Origin of the sequence: Lysobacter arenosi (genome assembly GCF_016613475.2) — a bacterium.
Lineage (GTDB): Bacteria > Pseudomonadota > Gammaproteobacteria > Xanthomonadales > Xanthomonadaceae > Lysobacter_J > Lysobacter_J arenosi.
Genome location: NZ_CP071517.1, coordinates 1,702,606 through 1,721,041 on the forward strand (window position 1 = coordinate 1,702,606; position 18,436 = coordinate 1,721,041).

At 67.7% G+C, this 18,436-nt stretch carries 21 protein-coding genes; 3 read left to right on the plus strand and 18 right to left on the minus strand.

Annotated elements, in window-relative coordinates; all coding sequences use genetic code 11:
- Positions 1-64: 64 nt before the first annotated feature.
- The 10 genes from HIV01_RS07860 to rlmE form a co-directional block, all read right to left on the minus strand.
- Positions 65-1,357 carry an adenylosuccinate synthase gene (locus HIV01_RS07860; RefSeq protein ID WP_200609360.1) on the minus strand — a complete coding sequence of 431 codons (1,293 nt, stop codon included), beginning with the start codon at positions 1,355-1,357 and terminating at the stop codon, positions 65-67.
- Between the two features lie 211 nt (positions 1,358-1,568).
- On the minus strand, positions 1,569-1,757 hold the full coding sequence (locus HIV01_RS07865) for a DUF2065 domain-containing protein (protein WP_158731711.1): 189 nt from the start codon (positions 1,755-1,757) through the stop codon (positions 1,569-1,571).
- A 17-nt stretch (positions 1,758-1,774) separates the two neighbouring features.
- Positions 1,775-2,638, minus strand: a complete 864-nt coding sequence (gene hflC, locus HIV01_RS07870; protein WP_200609362.1) for a protease modulator HflC — start codon at positions 2,636-2,638, stop codon at positions 1,775-1,777.
- Positions 2,635-3,750 carry an FtsH protease activity modulator HflK gene (hflK, locus tag HIV01_RS07875; protein ID WP_200609364.1) on the minus strand — a complete coding sequence of 372 codons (1,116 nt, stop codon included), beginning with the start codon at positions 3,748-3,750 and terminating at the stop codon, positions 2,635-2,637. The genes hflC and hflK overlap by 4 nt, the downstream gene beginning before the upstream one ends.
- 104 nt (positions 3,751-3,854) lie before the next feature.
- Positions 3,855-5,180, minus strand: a complete 1,326-nt coding sequence (gene hflX, locus HIV01_RS07880) for a ribosome rescue GTPase HflX (protein ID WP_200609366.1) — start codon at positions 5,178-5,180, stop codon at positions 3,855-3,857.
- Positions 5,181-5,377: 197 nt separating this feature from the next.
- Positions 5,378-5,656 carry an RNA chaperone Hfq gene (gene hfq / locus HIV01_RS07885; RefSeq protein WP_200609374.1) on the minus strand — a complete coding sequence of 93 codons (279 nt, stop codon included), beginning with the start codon at positions 5,654-5,656 and terminating at the stop codon, positions 5,378-5,380.
- 150 nt (positions 5,657-5,806) lie between these two features.
- Positions 5,807-6,763: a tRNA (adenosine(37)-N6)-dimethylallyltransferase MiaA gene (miaA, locus tag HIV01_RS07890; protein ID WP_200609376.1), complete on the minus strand. Its 957-nt coding sequence runs from the start codon at positions 6,761-6,763 to the stop codon at positions 5,807-5,809.
- A gap of 746 nt (positions 6,764-7,509) precedes the next feature.
- Positions 7,510-8,409 carry a dihydropteroate synthase gene (gene folP, locus HIV01_RS07895; RefSeq protein ID WP_200609379.1) on the minus strand — a complete coding sequence of 300 codons (900 nt, stop codon included), beginning with the start codon at positions 8,407-8,409 and terminating at the stop codon, positions 7,510-7,512.
- 144 nt (positions 8,410-8,553) lie between these two features.
- Positions 8,554-10,449 carry an ATP-dependent zinc metalloprotease FtsH gene (gene ftsH, locus HIV01_RS07900; RefSeq protein ID WP_207527137.1) on the minus strand — a complete coding sequence of 632 codons (1,896 nt, stop codon included), beginning with the start codon at positions 10,447-10,449 and terminating at the stop codon, positions 8,554-8,556.
- A gap of 80 nt (positions 10,450-10,529) precedes the next feature.
- The gene (gene rlmE / locus HIV01_RS07905) at positions 10,530-11,177 is read right to left on the minus strand and encodes a 23S rRNA (uridine(2552)-2'-O)-methyltransferase RlmE (protein WP_200609383.1); all 648 of its coding nucleotides are present in this window, start codon (positions 11,175-11,177) and stop codon (positions 10,530-10,532) included.
- A gap of 107 nt (positions 11,178-11,284) precedes the next feature.
- Here rlmE and yhbY point away from each other — a divergent pair, with 107 nt between their 5' ends.
- Positions 11,285-11,590, plus strand: coding sequence for a ribosome assembly RNA-binding protein YhbY (yhbY, locus tag HIV01_RS07910; protein WP_200609392.1), 306 nt, complete (start codon positions 11,285-11,287; stop codon positions 11,588-11,590).
- A gap of 37 nt (positions 11,591-11,627) precedes the next feature.
- Positions 11,628-12,008 (plus strand): Mth938-like domain-containing protein, encoded by a 381-nt coding sequence (locus HIV01_RS07915; RefSeq protein ID WP_200609394.1) that lies wholly within the window; start codon positions 11,628-11,630, stop codon positions 12,006-12,008.
- A 61-nt stretch (positions 12,009-12,069) separates the two neighbouring features.
- On the opposite strand, the gene HIV01_RS07920 is transcribed toward HIV01_RS07915, so the two are convergent.
- From HIV01_RS07920 to surE, 4 genes are read right to left on the minus strand one after another with little or no spacing between them, the layout of a single operon-like run.
- On the minus strand, positions 12,070-12,927 hold the full coding sequence (locus HIV01_RS07920; RefSeq protein WP_425600263.1) for a peptidoglycan DD-metalloendopeptidase family protein: 858 nt from the start codon (positions 12,925-12,927) through the stop codon (positions 12,070-12,072).
- Positions 12,894-13,511 carry a YqaA family protein gene (locus tag HIV01_RS07925; RefSeq protein WP_200609398.1) on the minus strand — a complete coding sequence of 206 codons (618 nt, stop codon included), beginning with the start codon at positions 13,509-13,511 and terminating at the stop codon, positions 12,894-12,896. Before HIV01_RS07925 ends, HIV01_RS07920 begins: the two co-directional genes overlap by 34 nt.
- Positions 13,512-13,557: 46 nt before the next feature.
- Complete coding sequence (locus HIV01_RS07930; RefSeq protein ID WP_200609400.1) at positions 13,558-14,235, minus strand: protein-L-isoaspartate(D-aspartate) O-methyltransferase; 678 nt, start codon at positions 14,233-14,235, stop codon at positions 13,558-13,560.
- Positions 14,232-15,035, minus strand: a complete 804-nt coding sequence (gene surE, locus HIV01_RS07935) for a 5'/3'-nucleotidase SurE (protein WP_200609402.1) — start codon at positions 15,033-15,035, stop codon at positions 14,232-14,234. The genes HIV01_RS07930 and surE overlap by 4 nt, the downstream gene beginning before the upstream one ends.
- 167 nt (positions 15,036-15,202) lie before the next feature.
- Between surE and HIV01_RS07940 the strand changes: the two genes are divergently transcribed.
- Positions 15,203-15,766: a Smr/MutS family protein gene (locus tag HIV01_RS07940; RefSeq protein WP_207527138.1), complete on the plus strand. Its 564-nt coding sequence runs from the start codon at positions 15,203-15,205 to the stop codon at positions 15,764-15,766.
- A 30-nt stretch (positions 15,767-15,796) separates the two neighbouring features.
- Here the strand turns inward: HIV01_RS07940 and HIV01_RS07945 are convergent, their stop codons facing one another.
- The 4 genes from HIV01_RS07945 to ispD form a co-directional block, all read right to left on the minus strand.
- Positions 15,797-16,039, minus strand: a complete 243-nt coding sequence (locus HIV01_RS07945) for a hypothetical protein (protein ID WP_200609406.1) — start codon at positions 16,037-16,039, stop codon at positions 15,797-15,799.
- A gap of 149 nt (positions 16,040-16,188) precedes the next feature.
- Positions 16,189-17,247, minus strand: a complete 1,059-nt coding sequence (gene truD, locus HIV01_RS07950; protein WP_200609408.1) for a tRNA pseudouridine(13) synthase TruD — start codon at positions 17,245-17,247, stop codon at positions 16,189-16,191.
- Positions 17,244-17,723, minus strand: coding sequence for a 2-C-methyl-D-erythritol 2,4-cyclodiphosphate synthase (ispF, locus tag HIV01_RS07955; RefSeq protein ID WP_200609410.1), 480 nt, complete (start codon positions 17,721-17,723; stop codon positions 17,244-17,246). Before ispF ends, truD begins: the two co-directional genes overlap by 4 nt.
- Positions 17,724-17,731: 8 nt before the next feature.
- Positions 17,732-18,415 (minus strand): 2-C-methyl-D-erythritol 4-phosphate cytidylyltransferase, encoded by a 684-nt coding sequence (gene ispD, locus HIV01_RS07960; protein WP_200609418.1) that lies wholly within the window; start codon positions 18,413-18,415, stop codon positions 17,732-17,734.
- Positions 18,416-18,436 lie beyond the last annotated feature (21 nt).

An 18,436-nucleotide genomic window follows, 5' to 3' on the forward strand; every position in this document is an offset into this window, starting at 1 on the left:
CGCGGGAATCCCGGCCAAAAAAAAGCCCCGCAGATGCGGGGCTTTTTTCATGCGTGCAACGGGATCAGGCGAACGGATCCTGCAGAACGATGTTGGCGTCGCGGTCCGGACCGGTCGAGACGATCGCCAGCGGGCAACCGGCCAGTTCTTCCAGCGCGCGCAGGTAAGCGCGTGCGGCGGCCGGCAGCTTGTCCCACTCGGTGACGTTGTGGGTGTTCTCTTCCCAGCCCGGGAACTCCAGGTACACCGGCGTGCACTCTTCCCAGCCTGCCGCGTCGAGCGGCGCGTACTCGGTGCGCTTGCCGCGGTACTCGTACGCGATGCAGATCTTCAGCTTCTCCATGCCGTCGAGCACGTCAAGCTTGGTGATGCACAGACCAGTGATGCCATTGACGGCGACCGCACGACGCAGCGCGACGATGTCCATCCAGCCGCAGCGACGCGGACGACCGGTGGTGGCACCGTACTCCTGGCCGCGGTCACGCAGACCCTGGCCGACGTCGTCGTCGAGCTCGGTCGGGAACGGACCACCACCCACGCGCGTGGCGTAGGCCTTGGCGATGCCGAGCACGTAGTCGATCGCATCCGCGCCGACGCCGGTACCGGCATACGCGCCGCCGACGGTGGTGTTGGACGAGGTCACGTACGGATAGGTGCCGTGGTCGATGTCGAGCAGCGAACCCTGCGCGCCTTCGAACAGCACGCGCTTGCCCTGCTTGCGCAGCTCGTGAAGGATGCCGGCGACGTCGGACTTCATCGGCTCGACGTACTCACCGAAGGCCAGCGCCTCGTCGAGCGTCTTCTGGAAGTCGACCGCCTCCACGCCCAGGTACTTGGTCAGTACGAAGTTGTGGTAATCCATCGTGCTGCGCAGCTTCTCGGCGAGCTGCTGCGGGTAATGCAGGTCGGCGATGCGGATGCCGCGACGCGCCACCTTGTCTTCATACGCCGGGCCGATGCCGCGGCCGGTGGTGCCGATGGCCTTGCCGCCGGCGGCCTTCTCGCGGGCCTGATCCAGGGCGATGTGGTACGGCATGATCAGCGGCGTGGCCGGGCTGATCTTCAGGCGCGAACGCACTTCCACGCCGTTGCTCTCGAGCTCGCCGATTTCCTTCTGCAGCGCAGCCGGGGACAGCACCACGCCGTTGCCGATCAGGCACAGCGCGTCGGGGCGCAGGATGCCGGACGGAATCAGGTGCAGGACGGTCTTCTTGCCGCCGATGACGAGGGTATGGCCGGCATTGTGGCCACCCTGGAAGCGCACGACGGCGCCGATCTCCTTGGTGAGCAGATCGACGATCTTGCCCTTGCCTTCATCGCCCCATTGGGCACCGAGAACGACGACTGACTGACCCATTGCCAAGCTCCTGACTGCGTTGCATGAGAACCGGCCCAAGGCCGGGCTGTCGCGGACGCCTCATCGGGAGGGTCCCGCAAACAGCAAGAAAGCCGGCGGGGCGCTGGGCCCCGTCCGGCTTTTGTGCATTATCCGGGTTTTAGGGGGCCGGGGCCACCCCGAAAGCGGGATTGGACAGATTGGGTGCGGTCTTCGCGCCGCCGTCACATGGCTACAGCCGCACCAGCCACAACGACAGCAGCCCCAGCCCCACCACGACCGCCCCGACCACACGCAGATGCCGGTCCGGCAGCGCGTGCAACTGCTCGGCGGCGCGCTTCCAGCCGCGCGGCGCAACGAAGAGGAACAACCCCTCCAGCACCGCCACCAGGCAAACGGCCGACAACAGTTCCAGCAGCATGGTTCAGGCGCGCCCGATCAACGATCCGATTTGAGGTACTGCAGGAACGGATCGTCGCGGTCGAGCACGATCACGCCCTCGCCATCGGAGAATGCCTTGCGGTACGCCTCCAGGCTGCGCTGGAACGCATAGAAGGACGGATCGCGGTTGGCCGCCTGCGCATACAGACGCGTGGCCTCGGCATCGCCCTCACCGCGCAGCTTCTGCGCATCGCGTTCTGCCTCGGCCACGATCACCAGCTTCTCGCGATCGGCCTGGGCGCGGATCGCCTGGGCCTGCTCGACGCCTTCGGCGCGCAGCTGGCTGGCCACCTGCAGACGCTGGCTGCGCATCTGGTTGTAGACCGAACCGAGCACGTTGCTGTCCTGCGGCAGTTCGATGCGCTTGATGCGGATGTCGACGATCTTCACGCCGAGCGTGGCAGCACCGACGTTGATCGCATCGAGCTGCTTGCCGATCACCGACGTGCGATCGCCGGAAACGACCTGCTGCAGCGTGCGCGCATTGATCTCGTTGCGCAGCGAATCCTTGATGATCGGCGCCAGGCGATCGACCGCGGTGACCTCGTCACCACCGGTGGCGCGGTAGAACGCGCGCGAATTCTCGATCCGGCCCAGCGCGAAGAAGTCGACGCTGACGTTCTGCTTGTCGGCGGTCAGGTAACGCTCCGGCTCGGCATCGAGCACCTGCAGGCGACGGTCGAACACGCGCGCCGTCTCGACCAGCGGCCACTTGAAGTGCAGGCCCGGACCGATGTCGGTGCGCACGACGCGACCGAGGTTGAGCACGATCGCGGTGCGGCCTTCGGTGACGACGAACATCGAGCCGAGCAGCGCGAACAGCGCGGCAACCACCGCGGCAATCCAAAGGGAGAATCTCATCGCGTCACCTCATCGCGACCGGTCGGCCGGGTCGGTCGTGCGCCGCGACCGCTGTCGCCGGGCTCGGTGGTAATGGTCGGGGGCAGCAGGTCCGGCGTCAGCAACGGGGCACCCGTCGCGGCCGGGCCGCTGCGCTTGTCGGGCATCGGCACGTAGATCAGCTGGCGCGAATCGCCGCCGATGATCTTGCGGTTGTCGCTCAGCACTTCCTGCAGCGTGTCCAGCCACAGGCGCTTGCGGGTGACATCCGGCGCGGCCTTGTACTGCTCGACCAGCAGCGAGAAGCGGTTGGCGTCACCTTCGGCGCGGGCGACCGAGGAGGTCTTGTAGCCTTCGGCCGCGGTGCGCACGCGCGATGCCTCACCGCGTGCTTCCGGCACGACCTGCTTGGCGTAGGCCTGGGCCTGGTTGATCGCGGTGGTCTTGTCTGCAGCGGCGCGCTGGACTTCGTCGAACGCGTCCTTGACCTCGTCCGGCGGACGCGCGTTGGGCAGGTTCAGCTCGGTCACGACCAGGCCGGTGCGGTAGTCCTGCAAGGAAGCCTGCAGGCGCTGGCGCACGGTGACGGTCAGCTCCGAACGCGCGTTGAGCACGGTGTCCAGATCGGAACGGCCGACCTGTTCGCGCACGGCACTCTGTGCGGCTTCCTTCAGCACGCGATCGGCATCGCGCGAACCGAACAGGTACAGCTGCGGATCGCCGATGCGGTACTGCACGTTGATCTCGACGTTCACCATGTTGGCGTCACGGGTGAACACCGGCACGGTATCGCTGTAGGCGTTGCTCTGGGTGGCGTTGACCTTGGTCACTCGCTCGATCGGCCACGGCGCCTTGAAGTGCGGGCCCGGCTGCAGCACGCGCGAGAACTGGCCGAAGCGCAGGACCACGCCGCGCTCCTGCTCGGTCACCAGCACGAAGCAGTTGAAGACCAGCCACAGGCCAACGACTATGCCGACCCAGCGCAGGATGTTGCCGCCACCGCCCGCGCCGCCGCCGAAGAGGCCACGCAAGGGGTCGAGCAAGGCATCCAGGCCGCGGCCATTGGGTCTGCGCCGCGGGGTTCGACCATTCGAACCGCCGGAATTGTCACTACCGGGTGTATTCCAGGCCATGCCTGCTCCAAGAAGGGGATACGTCCGCAACCGCGTTCAGCAATGCGGGCGTGGGTCGATTCTAGGTGGGGGTGCGACGGGTCTCAAGCAAGGCGACAGCCCGCTCAGGCGGCATCATCGCTCTCTTCGGGCGGCAAAAGGGGCCTGAGGACCTCGCCGTGCGCCTGTACGAACAGCCGCTGTGCATCGGCCAGCGCCAGGTCGACGTTGATGACCCAGCCGTGTTCGTCGTGATCCTCGCCGCGAACCGCGCCCAGCTCGTGCAGTCGTGCACGCAGGCGCGCGGCCTGCGGCGGCAGGCGCAGCTCGCCACTGACGTGGCGCAGTTCCAGCGCTTCGGCCAGGCCTTCGCGCAGCAGGTCCAGGCCGCGGCCATCGCGCGCGGACAGCCATACCCGCATGCGACCTTCGGCCGGGCGGTCCAGGCGCGGTTGCACCGGCTCGGCGCCATCGGCGCCTTCGCCGAGCTTGTCGATCTTGTTGAACACCAGCAGTTGCGGCAGGTCGCCGGCGCCGATGTCCTTGAGCACGGCGTCGACCTGGGCGATGCGCTCGTCGCGCAGCGGATCGGCGGCGTCGACCAAGTGGATCAGCAGATCGGCCTCGCGCGCTTCCGACAACGTCGAGCGGAACGCGGCCACCAGTTCGTGCGGCAGGTCGCGGACGAAGCCGACGGTGTCGGCCAGCACCACGTTGCCGCCCGACAACTCGATGCGACGCACGGTCGGGTCGAGCGTGGCAAACAACTGGTCGGCGGCGTAGGCCTCCGCGCCGGTCATGGCATTGAACAGCGTCGACTTGCCGGCGTTGGTATAGCCGACGAGGGCCACGCGCGGCATCTCGCTGCGCATGCGCGCGCGGCGCATCTGGGTGCGCTGCACTTCGACCTTCTCCAGGCGCTTCTGCAATTGTTCAAGGCGCTTCTGCAGCAGGCGGCGGTCGGTTTCCAGCTGGGTTTCACCCGGGCCGCGCAGGCCGATCGAACCACCGCGCTGGCGCTCCAGGTGGGTCCAGCCGCGCACCAGTCGCGTGGCCATGTGCTTGAGCTGCGCAAGCTCGACCTGCAGCTTGCCGTCGTGGCTGTGCGCACGCTGGGCAAAGATGTCGAGGATCAGGCCGGTGCGGTCGACCACGCGGCGCTTGAGTTCGCGCTCGAGGTTGCGCTCCTGGCCGGGCGAGAGCGGATGGTTGATCAGGATCAGGTCGGCGCCGGTGGCTTCGGCCGCGGCCTTGACCTCTTCCAGCTTGCCGCTGCCGATCAGCATCGCCGCATTCGGGCGGTCGATGCGCGCGGTCAGCACCGCCGCCACCGTGGCACCGGCCGAGCGGGCCAGGTCGGCGAACTCCTCCAGCAGGCCCTCGTCCGGCGGACCGCCGGCATGGGGCTGGATCAGTAGTGCGTGTTCGCCTTTGCGGGATCTTTCAAACAAGCGGAGTCATGCCTGAGCGGGGGACAGGATCACAAGATGGGCATGGCAGGCCTGTCTAACAAGGGCCATCAGACCAGGGACATCAAACCAGGCCACCAGATCGGGACGCCGCGGCAATGAACGCCGGTCCCTGCCGATACGGCAGGGATCCAGGCTGGAGAAGGCTGACGGATCGGGGCTCAAGCCCCTCGCCGGCCTTACTCGGTCTCGTCGGCGTGGCCTTCGCCTTCGCCCTCGGAGGACTGCACGTAGCCGCCGCCCGGCCCGACGCGGACATTGCGCGCCGGCACGACGGTGGAGATCGCGTGCTTGTAGACCATCTGGCTCACGGTGTTGCGCAACAGCACCACGAACTGGTCGAACGACTCGATGGTGCCTTGCAGCTTGATGCCGTTGACCAGGTAAACCGAAACCGGCACGCGTTCGCGGCGCAACGCATTCAGGAAAGGATCCTGCAAAGATTGTCCCTTGGACATGGTGTAGTTCCCCAACTCGTTCTAGTTATAAGGGCGGCAGTGGCGAAGCCGGCCGCAGTCGCCGGAAACCTGTCCCCACAGCGGCGACCGGGTCCGATGGTAGCGCAAAGCCCCCGGGCGCACCCGCACATGCTGCGCCGATCACGCGGTTCAAACGCCCATGAACATTGCCCTGGCCTGCTCCAGCGCGGGACGCTGCAATTGCGGGTCGAACCATTGCGCGTCCAGCTCGCCGCGCAGCCAGGTCAGCTGGCGCTTGGCCAGCTGGCGCGTGGCGAAGATGCCCAGCTCACGCATCCGTGCCACCGGGGTGGCCCCGTCCAGATGCTCCCAGGCCTGGCGGTACCCGACCGCGCGCAAGGCCGGCAGCTCCAGGGGCCGCGGCTGCGCGGCCAGTTCCGGCAATGCGCGCAGGGTCCTGACCTCGTCGAGGAAGCCATCGGCCAGCATCTGGTCGAAGCGGCGCTCGATGCGCGCGTGCAGCAGCGCTCGGTCGTCCGGTGCCAGCACCAGCTTGAGCACCCGCAGCGGCAGGCGCGGCACCTGCGCGCGGTCGCGCCGCCAGTCGCTGATGCTGCGGCCGGACAGCCGGTAGACCTCCAGCGCACGCTGGATCCGCTGAGCATCGGTGGCATGGATACGGGCCGCGGCCACCGGGTCGATCGTGGCCAGTTCGGCGTGCAGCGCCGCCCACCCACGCTCGCCCGCCTCGGCCTCCAGCTGCGCGCGCGTGGCCGGGTCGGCCTCCGGCATCGGCGACAGCCCTTGCAGCAGCGCGTGGAAGTACAGTCCGGTACCGCCGGCGAGGATCGGCAAGCGCCCGCGGGCGACGATGTCCTCCAGGGCCCGCCGTGCGTCCACGGCGAACTCGGCGGCGGAATACGGCTGCCAGGGTTCGCGCAGGTCGACCAGGTGGTGCGGAACGCGGGCCAGTTCGTCGGCACTGGGCTTGGCTGCGCCGATGTCGAGCCGGCGATAGACCAGGGCGGAATCGACACTGACGATCTCGCCGCCGTGGCGCCGCGCCCATTCCAGCGCAAGCGCGGTCTTGCCCGAAGCGGTCGGGCCCATCAGGGCAATCGCGATCGGGCGCGAATCAGCAGGCATAGCACGCAGGCATGGCGCGGCACGGATGTAGCGGAGGCGTAGCCTCGCACAGGCACCGGCCCGGCGGAACCGTTGCCGTGGCAACCGTGTCGCAACGCAGCATCGACACGGCCCTCCACAGTTCCTGTGGGCAAGCACTGGGGCAAGGCTGTTGATAACGTGCTCCACGCCTTTGGCCGCAACGCTTCCCGGGTGTTTGTCGTTTTTTTAGCCAGGCCTTTCGCGCTGTCCACAAGCCCTGTGGACAAACCTGCGGACAGTGATGTGTGCAGATGCCGGACAGGCTGCTGCGACGGGGCCTGCGCCATGTTGGCGAAAAAATGACCGGCGAAATTTGTTGACTTGGCGCACGGATTCGGCATGCGCACAAGAACGCGCGGGCGAGGCTTCAGACTCGATCACCGTGACAAGAATCGTCACCACGCCAGCCCTTCCCGCGCCGTCATGCACTCTATCCACAAACCCTGTGGACAAGCCTGCGGACAGTTGTGTGGAGACAACGCTGCACGCCTTGCGGCACAAGCAATGCAAGAGGGGTGGCGAACAATTGACCAGCGAAAAAGGTTGACTTGCCGGGCCGGTTCGGCATGGTCGACAGACGCGTGCGCTTCTATCCACACGGCCTGTGGACAAGCCTGCGGACAGTAGTGTGGAGTGAATGCTGCGGGCCTTGCGGCGCAAGGGACGCAAGAACAATGGCGAAGATTTGACCAGCGAAAAATTGTTGACTTGTGCGTTTCGCGCGACTACTCGTCGTCGGGCCACTTCGGCATCGAAGGTGCGGATTTCGCGCGTGGCAGCTTCTGCGCCGACAGCGCGCCCCACACTTTCAGCGCATCCACGGTCGCGGCGACATCGTGCACGCGCACCAGCCGGGCACCGCGCTGCGCGGCAATGAGATGCGCAGCCACCGAGCCATGCAGGCGTTCAATCGGCTGCGCACGGCCGGTGATCTCGCCGATGGTCTTCTTGCGCGAGAGCCCGGCGAGGACCGGCACGCCGAGTTCGGCGAAACGCTCCAGCTGCGCGAGCAGCGCCAGGTTGTGCTGCGTGTCCTTGCCGAATCCGAAACCCGGATCGACGATGATGTTCTTCTTCGAGATGCCGGCCATCTCGGCGGCGAAGATGCGCTCGGCGAGGAAGCGATGCACTTCGGCGACGACGTCGTCGTACTGCGGCGACTGCTGCATCGAACGCGGCTCGCCCTGCATGTGCATCAGCACCACCGGCACGAGCAGCTCCGCTGCGGCATCGAGCGCGCCTTCGCGGCGCAGTGCGTAGACGTCGTTGATCATGCCCGCACCGGCCTGGACGGCCGCGCGCATCACCTCGGGCTTGGAGGTGTCGATGCTGATCGGCAAGGTCGTTTCGCGGGCCAGGCGCTCGATCACCGGAATCGTGCGGCGCAGTTCCTCCTCCAGCGAGACTTCATCGGCACCCGGACGCGTCGATTCGCCGCCGATGTCGAGGATGTCGGCGCCCTCCCCCGCCAGCTGCAACCCGTGCGCGACCGCAGCTTCGAGCGTGTCATGCGCGCCGCCATCGGAGAACGAGTCCGGGGTGACGTTGACGATGCCCATCACGCGCGGGCGATCGAGCACCAGCGGACGGCCGTTGCAGTCGAGGGTGAGGGTGGTGTCGAACATGCGCGGGGTTCCTGGGGACGGTGCTTGCGCAGGGTAGCCCGGTGGAAGCGCTGGCGGAACACTGGCCGCAGATGGGTCCTTCGACCACAAAAGAAAAAGGGCCGGGAATCCCCGGCCCTCTCATTGCATCGTCATCCGATCCGATCAGGTCTGCGCCGCAGGCCCGCCGATCGCACCCGGGCGCTCGCCGTCATCCTTCGACGTCTTGCCCGACTTCGACCAGTCCGCCGGCGGGCCCGGCACGCGGCCGGCCATGATGTCGTCGATCTGGTGCGCGTCGATGGTCTCGTACAGCAGCAGCGCATCGGCCATCGCGTGCAGCTTGTCGAGGTTGCCCTTGAGGATCTCGGTGGTGCGACCGTAGGCCTTGTCGAGGATGTCGCGGACGACCTCGTCGATCTTGCGCGCGGTCTCGTTGGAGACGTTCTTGTGCTGCGTCACCGAGCGGCCCAGGAACACTTCGTCCTCTTCCTCGCCGAAGGTGATCGGACCCAGTTCGGACAGGCCCCACTTGGTGACCATGTTGCGCGCCATCTTGGTCGCGCGCTCGATGTCGTTGGAGGCACCGGTGGTGACCTTGTCGACACCGAAGATCAGCTCCTCGGCGACGCGGCCGCCGTACAGCGAGCACAACTGCGATTCGATCGCGGTGCGGTTGTAGCTGTACTTGTCGCCCTCGGGCAGGTACATGGTCACGCCCAGCGCGCGACCGCGCGGGATGATCGTGACCTTGTAGACCGGGTCGTGCTCGGGAACCATGCGACCGACGATCGCGTGGCCGGCCTCGTGGTAGGCGGTGAGCTTCTTCTCGTCCTCGCTCATCGCCATCGAGCGGCGCTCGGCGCCCATCAGGATCTTGTCGCGCGCCTTGTCGAAGTGCTCCATGCGCACGTCCTTGGCGTTCTCGCGCGCGGCGAACAGGGCCGCCTCGTTGCAGAGGTTGGCCAGGTCGGCACCGGAGAAACCCGGGGTGCCGCGGGCGATGGTCATCGGCTCGACGTCGTCGTGCAGCGGCAGCTTGCGCATGTGCACGCGCAGGATCTGCTCGCGGCCCTTCACGTCCGGCAGGCCGACCACGACCTGGCGGTCGAAACGGCCCGGACGCAGCAGCGCCGGGTCGAGCACGTCGGGACGGTTGGTCGCGGCGATCACGATCACGCCCTCGCCACCCTCGAAGCCGTCCATCTCGACCAGCAACTGGTTGAGGGTCTGCTCGCGCTCGTCATGACCACCGCCGAGGCCGGCGCCGCGATGGCGGCCGACCGCGTCGATTTCGTCGATGAAGATGATGCACGGCGCGTGCTTCTTGGCCTGCTCGAACATGTCGCGCACGCGGCTGGCGCCGACGCCGACGAACATCTCGACGAAGTCCGAACCGGAAATGCTGAAGAACGGCACCTTGGCTTCGCCGGCGATGGCGCGGGCGAGCAGGGTTTTGCCGGTGCCCGGCGGGCCGACCATCAGCACGCCGCGCGGGATCTTGCCGCCGAGCTTCTGGAACTTGGACGGGTCGCGCAGGAACTCGACGAGTTCGCCGACTTCTTCCTTGGCTTCGTCGCAGCCGGCGACGTCGGCCAGGGTCACCTTGACCTGGTCCTCGCCCTGCAGCTTGGCCCGCGATCGGCCGAAGCTCATCGCGCCCTTGCTGCCGCCCTGCTGCATCTGCCGCATGAAGTACACCCAGATGCCGATGAACAGCAGCCAGGGCAGCACGTTGATGATGATGTAGAGCAGCGACGGCCCGCTCTGCGGCTGGGCCTGGTCGATGGCGACCTTGTGGGTGAGCAGGTCGTTGATCAGGTATTCGTCACCGGGGCTGTAGGTGACGAACTTGCTGCCATCCTTGCGCTCGCCGTTGATGGTGGTCCGATCTTCGGCGATCTTGACCTCCTTCACGCGGTCCTGCTGCACCTGCTGCACGAACTCGTTGTAGGCCAGCGTTTCGCTGCCTGCCGCGCGCGGTCCGAACGCCTCGAACACCACCATCAATACGACGGCGACGATTACCCAGAGCAGCAGATTCTTGGCCAAGTCGTTCATCAATTCCTACCTGTCGCCCTCATGGCGTTATTGCAGCGGGGCGGCGCCGAAGCGCCTGTACATCTCGGGGTTGTCGCACCTTACTTCATAACCGCGCGCTTGCCCTGTGCCAGCGCGTACACCTCGGGCGAACGCTTGCGCGACGCCTCCGGCTTGCGGATCACGACCTTGTCGTAGCGTCGTCGCAGTTCCTTGACGTACTCGTCGAAGCCCACCCCCTGGAACAGCTTGATCAGGAAGTTGCCGCCGGTACGCAGGTGCTGGTCGGCGAAGTCCATGGCCAGTTCGGACAGGTACATCGCCCGCGGCATGTCGACCGCATCCACACCGCTCTTATTGGGGGCCATATCCGACAGGACAAGGTCCACGCGCTGGCCGCCCAGCGAGTCCACCAGCCGCGATAGGACCTCATCCTCCCTGAAATCGCCAAGAAGGAACTCGACCCCGGCCAGCGAGGGCATCTCGAGGATGTCCAGGGCGATCACCCGGCCCGGCCGGGCCGGATCGAGGCGGTCGAGCTCCCCGCGCAGCCACTGCGACCAGCCGCCGGGGGCGGCGCCGAGGTCGACCACGACCATCCCGGGCTTCAGCAACCGGTCACGCTCGACCAGCTCCTCGAGCTTGTAAGCAGCGCGCGAGCGCAGGCCTTCCGCCTTGGCCTTCTTAACGAAGGGGTCGGAAAAGTGTTCCTTGAGCCAGCGCTGGCTGGATTTGCTGCGAGTCGCCATGGGCGTAGGGGGCGGGCGTCCAAAAGGCGGGGCGTGAGTGGACCGTGGGGTCCGTGGGGGTGGTCATGATACCCTGCGCAACCCACCCCCATGCTCCCCGTGCCCCAATGCAGACCGTCCTGACCGCCGCCCAGACCCGTTTCCTGCGCGGCCAGGCCCATGATCTGAAGGCCATGCTGCAGGTTGGCGGCAAGGGCGTGACCGAGTCGCTGATCGCCGAAGTCGCCCTAGCCCTGGAACACCATGAGCTGATCAAGATCAAGGTCGCCGCCGAAGACCGCGACGCCCGCGACGCCATGATCGACGACATCGCCCTGCGCACCGAAGCGGCGCTGGTGCAGCGCATCGGCCACACCGCGATCCTGTACAAGCCCAGCCAGGACCGTCGCCAGATCGTGCTGCCGCGGGCCTGACACCCTACGTCCCTGGCACACGGCTACTGAGTCGCCGATGCAGCTCAACCTCGAACATCCGGACCAGTCGTTCTACCTGCGTGCCGCCGACGGCACCTCGGCGCTGGTCAACGATCGACGCCTGTACGCCAGTTTCGTTCTTTCGCCGGACCAGCTGATCGAAGACTGGCCGGTAAGCGCGGTCAAGGCGATCACACCGCAGGACCTTGACCCGGTATTGGCGATGGAGCCGGAAGTGATCCTGCTCGGCAGCGGCGCGACCCAGGTCTTCCCGACCGCCGCGGTGATGGCCGCGTGCCTGGGCCGGGGCGTCGGCCTCGAAACCATGACCAATGCCGCCGCCGCGCGCACGTTCAACGTGCTGTCCGGCGAAGGCCGCCGCGTGGTCGCGGCATTCGTGTTCGAACGGGCGCCCTGACGGCGACTACGTTGGCAGCGCGATGGCCTGGGTCCCGGCGTTCGCCGGGACGACGGTGGGGTTACTTCTTCGGCAGATAGAGCAGCGGATCGACCGGCTTGCCGTTGTAGCGCACCTCGAAGTGCAGCATCTCGCGCGGCGCACCACTGCGGCCCATCTCCGCGATCTGCTGGCCGGCCTTCACCAGCTGCCCCTCGTTGACCAGGCGATTGCGGTTGTGGCCATAGGCCGACAGCCACTGCTCGTTGTGCTTGATGATGACCAGCTCGCCATAACCGACCAGGCCCGAACCCGAGTACACCACCACACCGTCGGCGGCGGCACGCACTGGCGCACCGCTGCTGCCGGCGATGTCGATGCCCTGCTTGGTCGGCTCGCCGGCGACGTAGCGTCCGATCAGTTCGCCATCGGCCGGCCAGCGCCAGTTGAAGCCGCTGGCGACCGGCGCCGCCTGCGGCGCGGGTGCCGGCGCGGTGGCCGTCGGCGGACGTGGCGTGGTCGTCGGCGGTCTGGTCGCAGGCACCGGTCGCGTCGCAACCGTGCCGCCCGAGGTGCCGGTCGTCGCGGTTCCGGAGCCGCCTTGCGACGGATACAGGCGCAGGCGCTGGCCCGGATAGATCGTGTACGGCGCGGGGATGCCATTCCATGCGGCCAGGTCGACCGCGCGGATGCCATTGCTCGAGGCCACCCGATACATGGTGTCGCCGCGTTGCACCACCACGGTCTTGCCATACCTGGGCACAGACGGCTTGACCGTGGTCGTGCCGCCACTGGGCGTGCGGATCACCTTGGTGCTCGCGCATCCGGCCACCGCGACCACGACCAGCGCCGCCACCAGGAGCGGACGCGATGCGGCGGACATTCGTGCTCGTGTCGTGCGTGCGCTCATGCTGCGAACTGTGCCTTCCAGACCAGCCATGCCACTGCCGCCAGCAACAGGACCGAAGCGGCCCAGCCGATCGGCTCGATGTAACGGCGCAGCGCCGCTTCCGCGCGCTCGCCGCCGAGGCGGATTGCCAGGGCAATCAGGTACACGCGCTTGCCGCGGCCGATGAACATGCTGGCCATGAACGGCAGGATCGGTACACCGACGATGCCCGACGCCCAGGTGAATATCTTCAGCGGAATCGGCGTGAACCCGGCCAGAACCAGCAGCCAGAACGCCTTCCACGGTGAATTTGCGGCGATCTCGCGCAACTGCGTGACCTGCGCGTCGATGCGATCGATCCAGCCCAGTGAGGTCAGCAGCGGCTTGACCAGTTCGTAGGCGAAGTGTCCCAGCGCGTAGCCCAGCAGTGCGCCGACCATCGAGCCGGCCAGGCTCAGCGTGGCGAACCAGAACGCGCGGCGGCGATCGGCCAGGCACATCGGCGCCAGCATCACTTCCGGCGGCACCGGGAACACCACCGCCTCGGCGAAACTCAGGCCGGTCAGCAGGGCGGGTGCATGGCGATGACGCGCCCAGGAAATCGTGCGCTCGTAAAGCGGTCCAAAAATCTTCAACGCCAGTCCTTCCAGAATGTCACTGCGGAGCCAGTTCCTGCGGTGTTCAATCGATCATCCCTGACAGCAGCGGCACGAAAACGACCGGAGCCAGCGTGTGTTGGGTGACGACGCCATCGGCGTCCTTGTGCAGCTTCAGCAGCGATTGAGACGAGGCGCCGCCGACCGGTGCGATCAGCGTGCCGCCCGGGGCCAGCTGCGCGGTCAACGACTCGACCAGCGCCGGCGCGGCCGCGGTGACGATGATCGAATCGAACGGGCCGTTCTCCGACCAGCCGATGCGGCCGTCGTCGTGCTTGCTGCGGATGTTCATGCCCAGCTGGCGGAAACGCTTGCGCGCGGTGCGCAGCAGCTCGCCGATGCGCTCCACCGTGTGTACTTCCAGGCCCAGCGCGGCCAGCACGGCTGCCTGGTAGCCCGAGCCGGTGCCGATCTCCAGCACTTTCTTCGGTTCGGCCTCGAGCACCGCCTCGGTCATCTTCGCCACCACCCACGGTTGCGAGATGGTCTGGCCGTGGCCGATCGGCAGTGCCGTGTCCTCGTAGGCGCGCGTCGCCAGCGCCTCGTCGACGAACAGGTGGCGCGGCACGGTGCGGATCGCGTTGAGCACGCGCTCGTCGCGGATGCCGTTCTCGCGCAGGCGTTCGACCAGGCGGTCGCGGACTCGCTGCGAGGTCATGCCCGAACCGATGGCCTCGGGCTGCAGGCGCATGCGCAACGTCATGCCTGCTCCTTATGTTGGCGAACGGCGCCGCGATCGAGCGACACCGCCAGTCCGTCGACCCAGCTCGCGACCTGGTCCAGCGCCTGGTAGCGGGTCAGGTCGACATGGATCGGCGTGATCGAGATGTTGCCGGTGCGCAGCGCATGGAAGTCGGTGCCGGGGCCGGCGTCCTGCTCCTGGCCGGCGGCGCCAATCCACCACCACTCGCGCCCGCGCGGGTCGTGCTGCGGGATGCAGGCCTCGGCGCGATGGCGGTTGCCCAGGCGGGTGACCTCGAAGCCACGGACCTCGTCCCAGGGCAGGTCGGGCACGTTGACGTTGAGGATGGTGTCGGCCGGCAGCGGATCCACGCGCAGGCGGGCGATGATCTCGACTGCAGCGCGCGCGGCGGTTTCGTAATGGCGGCCGGTGTGGTCGACCGTCTGCAGCGACATCGCCACGGCCGGCAGGCCGAGGAAGCGCCCTTCCATGGCCGCGGCGACGGTGCCGGAATAGATCACGTCGTCGCCGAGGTTGGCGGTGTTGTTGATGCCCGACACGACGATGTCGGGTTCGACCTCGAGCATGCCGGTGATGGCCACGTGCACGCAGTCGGTGGGGGTGCCGTAGACACGCCAGGTGGACTCGTCCAGCCGCTGGACGCGCACGGGCGCATCCAGGGTGAGCGAATTGCTGGCGCCGGAGCGGTCCCGGTCGGGGGCGACCACCAGCACCTCATGGCCGGCGGCGCGCAGGCCTTCGGCGAGGACGCGGATACCGGGGGCGTCGACGCCGTCGTCGTTGCTGACCAGAACTCGCATGAACTCCCTTGATCGAACCTTGGAACGTGGGGTTGTGACAGGACCGGGCGCGTGCTGCATGCGCTTGCCGGACCGTGCGGCACCCATGATAGCCGATGGGGATTGCAGACCTTGCTGCTCCTGCCGGCCCCCTGCCCGCCCCGCGCGGGAGTCCCTAGACTGTCGCCATGGCTGACGACCCCGCAGACGACGACGCCGAGCTGTTCCGCGCCGCGATCGGTCCGGTAAGGCGGCTGCCCGACACCACGCCGCCACCGGCGGCGCCCATGCCGCGGCCGCGGGCGCGCATGGCCGAGCGCGATGAAGCCCAGGCGCGCGAGCAGTTCCGCCATGCCCTGGATGAAAGCCTGCTCGATGCCGGCGACGCGCTGTCCTATCGCCGCGACGAAGTCTCGCCACGGCTGCTGCAGAAGCTCAAGCGCGGCGAGATCTCGGTACAGGAGGAGCTCGACCTGCACGGCGCCGACACGCGCGAGGCCGAACTGCTGTTGCGCGCATTCCTGCACGACGCCCGCCTGCACGGCGTGGGCTGCGTGCGCGTGGTCCACGGCAAGGGATTGCACGGCGCCGCCACGATCGCGAGCAGCGGCATGCCGGTGCTGAAGAACCTGGTCGACCGCATGCTGCGCCAGCGCGCCGACGTCCTGGCATTCCACTCCGCACCGCCCGCGCAGGGCGGCACCGGAGCGGTGCTGATACTGCTTGCGCCCCGTCGCCTGCGCTCGTCCTGAGCCCGGCCGCCGGGACGCTAGGCAGTGCTGTTACTGCTGCTGACCGCTTTCCTGGGCGACCTGGTCGGCCGTCTTGCGCGGCGTATTGACCCAGACCACCTCGATACCGCGGCGGCGGGCAACACGTTCGACGTAGGCGATGTAGGCCTCGTCGTCATCCATGATCGACGGAGCCTTCGGCTCCGGCACATAAGCGGTCTTGCTCTGCATGCCGGCGCAGGCCGCCAGGCCCACCACCGACACCAACACGGCCATGCGTAACGATGCGTTCATGACGACATCTCCATGACGTGATCGCCCTACCCGACGGGTACGACGGCACAAGTCGACATGACAACTTGTACGATTTCGGCTTATACGCCGGCGCTTGGGGCACACCAGTGCCAGCAGATGCTTTCCGACGAACGGTCGAAACTACCCGTTCAGCCGCTGCGACCAAGTGCGCGCACGTCGCCCAGTTCGGCCAGCACTACCGTGGCGTACGTGCCGGGTGGAAGGCTGAAAGCCAACTGGAGTACATCGCCGTCGAGCCAGTCCCACGCCAGGTCGGTCGGCTTCAGGCGCAGGGCGCGACGCTCATGTTTGAGCCCTTCGGCCTCCAGGCCGGCGCGCAGCGCGGCGGCGTCATCGCCCGACAGTGCGGCCACTTCCACTGCCGCCGCATCGCCCTGGCTGCGCAGCTCGCCTTTGCCCCATAGCGGGCCACTGGGATGAATGTCAAACGCGGCCAGGCGCTGCGCGAGTTCGTCATTGAAAGGTTCCGGGCCGAACACGCTGCGACTGCCGTCAAGCAGCCACACCTCTCCGTCCAGCGCCTGGTCCCAGCTGGCGGACTGGACGCGCGAGGCAAGCACGCGGTTGAACAGCTCCGAGCGCGCCGCCGACAGCAGCAACGTGCGCTGTTCGCGACGCACGCGTCGTCCGGCGAACATCGCCATGGCATTGGCGACGTTGTCGCCCTCGCGGCCGAAACGCTGTTCGCCGAAGTAGTTGGGCACGCCACGCGCGGCAATCGACTGCAGGCGCGATTCGATCGCCTCGCGCGCGCCGGCCACTTCGCGCAGTACCAGCACGAAGCGGTTGCCGGCCAGCGCGCCGCGCGGCAGCTTGCGCGCATGCCAGGTGTGCTCGAGCACGCGCAGGTGCTCGTTGTCGCCGCTGGTTTCCAGGGTCGCCAGGTCCGGCGCCACGCGCTTGGGAAGGTGCACGCTGAAACGCTGCCGGGTGACGGCGTTGCGGTCCTTGAGACCGGCATAGCCGATCGCGACTTCGCCCACGCCCGCCCACTCGGCGATGCGGCGTGCGGCAAAGGCGGTGTTCATGCCGCGCTTCTCGATGGTCAGCAGCAGATGCTCGCCGCTGCCGCTGGGCTCGAAGCCCGGCAGTTCCTCGACCAGGAAATCCTCGGGCGTGGTGCGCATGTTGGCGCCGAGCACGGACGGCCCATGCGCACGCGGCAGCGTCGGCTCCTGCGCGCTCACGCGCGCACCAGCAGGCACACCGCCATCGCCGCGATGCCTTCGCCGCGGCCGGTGAAGCCGAGCTTCTCGGTGGTGGTGGCCTTGATGCTGACGGCGTCCTCCGCCAAGCCCAGATCTCCTGCGAGCAACTGCCGCATCGCCGCCGCATGCGGGCCGACCTTGGGGCGTTCGCAGATCACGGTGATGTCGGCATTGCCGAGTTGCCAGCCGCGCTCGCCGATCAGCGTCTGGCAGTGGCGCAGGAAGGCGCGGCTGTCTGCGTCCTTCCACTGCGGGTCGCTCGGCGGGAAATGCTGACCGATGTCGCCCAGCGCCAGTGCGCCGAGCATGGCGTCGCACAACGCGTGGATGACCACGTCGCCATCGGAGTGGGCGACGATGCCGCGCTCGTGCGGCACGCGCACGCCGCCGAGCATGACGTGGTCGCCGTCGCCGAAGGCGTGGACGTCGAAACCCTGGCCGATGCGGATGTTCATGTACTGGGTTACCTGTTGGAAATCAGGTATCGCGCCAATGCCAGGTCGGCCGGCGTCGTCACCTTGAGGTTGTCCTCGCGTCCTTCGACCAGCGCCGGATGGGCGCCCACGCGCTCCATCGCCATCGCCTCGTCGGTGACCACGATGCCCTGCGCCTGCGCCTGCTCCAGCGCGGCCGTCAGGGCGCCGCGGCGGAACGCCTGCGGCGTGAATGCGCGCCACAGCCGCTCGCGCGGCTCGGTCGCGGCGATATGCGCGGCGGCGTCGGCACGCTTGAGCGTGTCGCGCACCGGAGCGCCGAGGATGGCGCCGTCGGCATGGGCACTGGCCGCTGCGATCAGTCGATCGAGGTCTTCACTGCGCAGGTTGGGCCGTGCCGCATCGTGCACCAGCACCAGCGTGTCGCTGCCGACCTCGACGGGAAGCGCCTGCAATGCCGCCAGCACCGAATCGGCGCGCTCGCCGCCGCCAACGCAGCGCAACACCGGCTTGCCGTGCAGGTTGGCCCAGCCGGGCCACAGCGCGTCGTTCTTCGACAGCGCGACCATCGCGCCGGCAATGCGCGGGTGCGAGAGCAGCGCATCGAGCGCGTGGGCGATCAAGGGGCGGCCGGCAATTTCGAGGTACTGCTTGGGCGTCTCGCCACCAAAGCGCGAGCCACGACCAGCTGCGGGAATCACGGCCCAGATCACTTGGTCACTCGGGGTCACTCG

Excerpts from the sequence above, each read along its gene's own strand:
- HIV01_RS07860 (WP_200609360.1), bottom strand. The coding sequence starts at position 1,357 with ATGGGTCAGTCAGTCGTCGTTCTCGGTGCCCAATGGGGCGATGAAGGC.
- HIV01_RS07865 (WP_158731711.1), bottom strand. The coding sequence starts at position 1,757 with ATGCTGCTGGAACTGTTGTCGGCCGTTTGCCTGGTGGCGGTGCTGGAG.
- hflC (WP_200609362.1), bottom strand. The coding sequence starts at position 2,638 with ATGAGATTCTCCCTTTGGATTGCCGCGGTGGTTGCCGCGCTGTTCGCG.
- hflK (WP_200609364.1), bottom strand. The coding sequence starts at position 3,750 with ATGGCCTGGAATACACCCGGTAGTGACAATTCCGGCGGTTCGAATGGT.
- hfq (WP_200609374.1), bottom strand. The coding sequence starts at position 5,656 with ATGTCCAAGGGACAATCTTTGCAGGATCCTTTCCTGAATGCGTTGCGC.
- miaA (WP_200609376.1), bottom strand. The coding sequence starts at position 6,763 with ATGCCTGCTGATTCGCGCCCGATCGCGATTGCCCTGATGGGCCCGACC.
- folP (WP_200609379.1), bottom strand. The coding sequence starts at position 8,409 with ATGTTCGACACCACCCTCACCCTCGACTGCAACGGCCGTCCGCTGGTG.
- ftsH (WP_207527137.1), bottom strand. The coding sequence starts at position 10,449 with ATGAACGACTTGGCCAAGAATCTGCTGCTCTGGGTAATCGTCGCCGTC.
- rlmE (WP_200609383.1), bottom strand. The coding sequence starts at position 11,177 with ATGGCGACTCGCAGCAAATCCAGCCAGCGCTGGCTCAAGGAACACTTT.
- yhbY (WP_200609392.1), top strand. The coding sequence starts at position 11,285 with ATGCAGACCGTCCTGACCGCCGCCCAGACCCGTTTCCTGCGCGGCCAG.
- HIV01_RS07915 (WP_200609394.1), top strand. The coding sequence starts at position 11,628 with ATGCAGCTCAACCTCGAACATCCGGACCAGTCGTTCTACCTGCGTGCC.
- HIV01_RS07920 (WP_425600263.1), bottom strand. The coding sequence starts at position 12,927 with ATGGCTGGTCTGGAAGGCACAGTTCGCAGCATGAGCGCACGCACGACA.
- HIV01_RS07930 (WP_200609400.1), bottom strand. The coding sequence starts at position 14,235 with ATGACGTTGCGCATGCGCCTGCAGCCCGAGGCCATCGGTTCGGGCATG.
- surE (WP_200609402.1), bottom strand. The coding sequence starts at position 15,035 with ATGCGAGTTCTGGTCAGCAACGACGACGGCGTCGACGCCCCCGGTATC.
- HIV01_RS07940 (WP_207527138.1), top strand. The coding sequence starts at position 15,203 with ATGGCTGACGACCCCGCAGACGACGACGCCGAGCTGTTCCGCGCCGCG.
- HIV01_RS07945 (WP_200609406.1), bottom strand. The coding sequence starts at position 16,039 with ATGAACGCATCGTTACGCATGGCCGTGTTGGTGTCGGTGGTGGGCCTG.
- ispF (WP_200609410.1), bottom strand. The coding sequence starts at position 17,723 with ATGAACATCCGCATCGGCCAGGGTTTCGACGTCCACGCCTTCGGCGAC.